We start from the raw sequence: 3,041 nt of genomic DNA, 5'->3' as shown, positions 1-3,041 counted from the left end.
AAAGCGCAAGCTTCAATGCCTGGCGACGCCCTACTCTTCCGGGGCTTGAGCCACAGTACCATCGGCGCAGTCTGGTTTCACGGCCGAGTTCGGGATGGGATCGGGTGGGTCACAGACGCTATGGTCACCAAGCAATGAAGCTTGCGCTTTGGGTTTTAATCGATGTTTTTTCCGTGCAAATTCTTTTGTCTGGCGTTGTTCATCACCACATCGCTGACGCCATGCTGTTGCCAGCACTGTCATTGATGGTGGGACTCCATGGTTCGTGAGAACCATTTAAGCGCGAAAAGAGCAATTAGGACCGGTTAGCTCCATATGTTACCACACTTCTACATCCGGCCTATCAACGTCGTGGTCTACGACGGCTCGATGAAATCTTATCTTGAGGGAGGCTTCCCGCTTAGATGCTTTCAGCGGTTATCCCGTCCATACATAGCTACCCTGCTGCGCCCTTGGCAGGACGACAGGTACACCAGAGGTATGTTCAACCCGGTCCTCTCGTACTAGGGTCAACTCCTCTCAAATTTCGACGCCCACGGCAGATAGGGACCAAACTGTCTCGCGACGTTCTGAACCCAGCTCACGTACCACTTTAATTGGCGAACAGCCAAACCCTTGGGACCTGCTCCAGCCCCAGGATGTGATGAGCCGACATCGAGGTGCCAAACGATTCCGTCGATATGAGCTCTTGGGAATCATCAGCCTGTTATCCCCGGCGTACCTTTTATCCGTTGAGCGATGGCCCTTCCACGAGGGACCACCGGATCACTATGACCGACTTTCGTCTCTGCTCGACTTGTCAGTCTCGCAGTCAGGCGGGCTTATGCCATTGCACTCTAACAGACGGTTTCCAACCGTCCTGAGCCCACCATCGCGCGCCTCCGTTACTCTTTAGGAGGCGACCGCCCCAGTCAAACTACCCACCACAGAGGGTCCCTGTACCGGATAACGGTACGAGGTTAGACATCAGAAAACAGCAGGGTGGTATTTCACCTATGGCTCCACGACAACTGGCGTCATCGCTTCAAAGCCTCCCACCTATGCTACACAGCTCTTTCCTAATGCCACTCTGAAGTTGCAGTAAAGGTGCACGGGGTCTTTCCGTCTAACCGCGGGTACTCCGCATCTTCACGGAGAATTCAATTTCGCTGAGCATATCCTGGAGACAGTGGGGAAGTCGTTACGCCATTCGTGCAGGTCGGAACTTACCCGACAAGGAATTTCGCTACCTTAGGACCGTTATAGTTACGGCCGCCGTTTACCTGGGCTTCAATTCAGAGCTTGCACTCCTCCTCTTAACCTTCAGGCACCGGGCAGGCGTCAGGCCCTATACGTCGTCTTGAAGCCGACTTAGCAGAGCCCTGTGTTTTTGCTAAACAGTCGCTACCCCCTGGCCTGTGCCCCCCACAAAAAGTTGCCTTCATGTGGGGCCTCCTTCTTCCGAAGGTACGGAGGCAATTTGCCGAGTTCCTTCAGGATACTTCTCTCAAACGCCTTGGTATACTCTACCATTCCACCTGTGTCGGTTTAGGGTACGGTCTATACGGAGGGGCTATTTCCTGGGACAACTTCCCTGCCTGGACCAATCCAATAAGGCCAGACAAGTTACGCCATCCGTCACACACCTCCAGGCCCACGAATATTAACGTGGTTCCCATCGACTACCCCCTTCGGGCTCGTCTTAGGGGCCGGCTTACCCTGCTCAGATTAGCTTTAAGCAGGAACCCTTGGAATTTCGGCGACAGTGCATCTCACACTGTTAATCGCTACTCATGTCTGCATTCGCACTTCCGATACCTCCACGACCCATTACCAGATCGCTTCAACGGCCTACGGAACGCTCCGCTACCGCGTGATCGTAAACGATCACACCCTAAGCTTCGGTGCATCACTTTAGCCCCGTTACATCTTCGCCGCAGAATCTCTTAATTAGACCAGTGAGCTGTTACGCTTTCTTTAAAGGATGGCTGCTTCTAAGCCAACCTCCTGGTTGTTTTGGAAATTCCACATGCTTTCCCACTTAGTGATGACTTGGGGACCTTAGCTGTAGGTTAGGGCTGTTTCCCTTTTGACGACGGACCTTAGCACCCGCCGTCTGTCTGCCGAACTAGACTCGTTGGTATTCGGAGTTTGGTTAGTGTTGGTAGATCTCGCGACCCCCGCAACCATCCAGTGCTCTACCCCCAACGGCAATCATTCGACGCTCTACCTCAATAGATTTCGCGGAGAACCAGCTATTTCCCGGCTTGATTGGCCTTTCACCCCTAAGCACAACTCATCCGACAATTTTTCAACATTGAACGGTTCGGTCCTCCAGTGCGTGTTACCGCACCTTCAACCTGGTCATGCATAGATCGCCGGGTTTCGGGTCTAATGCATCATACTCAAATCGCCCTATTCAGACTCGCTTTCGCTGCGCCTACACCTAACGGCTTAAGCTTGCATGATACACTAAGTCACAGACCCATTATGCAAGAGGTACGCGGTCAGGTCTCAAGGACCCTCCCACTGCTTGTAGGCATCCGGTTTCAGGTACTGTTTCACTCCCCTCATCGGGGTGCTTTTCACCTTTCCCTCACGGTACTGGTTCGCTATCGGTCATGTACGAGTATTTAGGCTTGGAGGGTGGTCCCCCCATGTTCAGACAGGGTTTCACGTGCCCCGCCCTACTCAAGTCCGGTTTCCTCATTTTCGCATACGGGACTATCACCCGCTATGGTCAAACTTTCCAGATTGTTCTGCTAATTTAGAAACCGGCACTGGCCTGGTCCGCGTTCGCTCGCCACTACTAACGGAATCTCGGTTGATGTCTTTTCCTCCGGGTACTGAGATGTTTCAGTTCCCCGGGTTCGCTTCACCAAAGCCTATTTTATTCAGCTTAGTGATACCTCAACCATTTAACCGCCAATCTGACGTTCCATCCGAAGATTTTGGTCAGACCAGAGATTAAATGGTGAAGGTGGGTTTACCCATTCGGAAATCGCGGGATCAAAGCTTGCTCACAGCTCCCCCACGCTTATCGCAGCGTGCCACGTCCTTCA

2 rRNA genes (1 of these 2 cut by a window edge) are annotated in these 3,041 nt (G+C 52.8%); both read right to left on the bottom strand.

The features are described from left to right. Positions 1-17: 17 nt before the first annotated feature. A 5S ribosomal RNA gene (rrf, locus tag ACI3KQ_RS15845) occupies positions 18-132 on the bottom strand. Positions 133-276: 144 nt separating this feature from the next. Further along, a 23S ribosomal RNA gene (locus tag ACI3KQ_RS15840) occupies positions 277-3,041 on the bottom strand (it continues 48 nt past the right edge of the window).

It is taken from the genome of Sphingobium sp. ZW T5_29 (assembly GCF_044987515.1).
Taxonomy (GTDB): domain Bacteria; phylum Pseudomonadota; class Alphaproteobacteria; order Sphingomonadales; family Sphingomonadaceae; genus Sphingobium.
The sequence above is the reverse complement of the archived record's forward strand: the minus strand, read 5'-3'. Positions and strand labels throughout refer to the sequence as shown.